This window comes from Aeromonas sp. LsrichE-8G (genome assembly GCF_022869435.1).
In the GTDB taxonomy this organism is placed as follows: domain Bacteria; phylum Pseudomonadota; class Gammaproteobacteria; order Enterobacterales; family Aeromonadaceae; genus Aeromonas; species Aeromonas caviae.
Genome location: NZ_JALIHH010000304.1, coordinates 1 through 368 on the forward strand (window position 1 = coordinate 1; position 368 = coordinate 368).

Annotated in this window: 1 protein-coding gene; it reads left to right on the forward strand. The window is 56.2% G+C overall.

Annotated elements, in window-relative coordinates; translation table 11 throughout:
* Positions 1–368 (forward strand): transposase (locus tag MUW49_RS21680; RefSeq protein ID WP_244813235.1); only part of this gene is annotated, 368 nt, incomplete at both ends.

Below are 368 nucleotides of genomic sequence, written 5' to 3' on the forward strand. Positions count from 1 at the left end.
GCACCCGTATTCAAGAAAAAAAGCGACAACCGCGACGCTATCCGGTTCGTCAACTTCGACAAGTATTGCCGCCTTGAAAAGGGTCGAGTGAAGCTGCCTGCCGGGCTGGCGTGGGTCAAGTTCCGTCAGTCCCAGCCAGTTGAAGGAAAAATTAAAAACGCGACCGTCAGCCAAGCAGCCGGGCACTGGTATATCTCCTTTCAGGTCGAGCAGGAGACGTCCGAGCCAATTCACCCCTCCGGCTCAATGGTCGGGCTAGATGCGGGGATCGCCAAGCTCGCAACCCTGTCAGATGGCACGGTGTTTGAGCCCGTCAACAGCTTCAAAACCAATCAGACCAAGCTGGCAAGGCTCCAACGCCAGTTGAG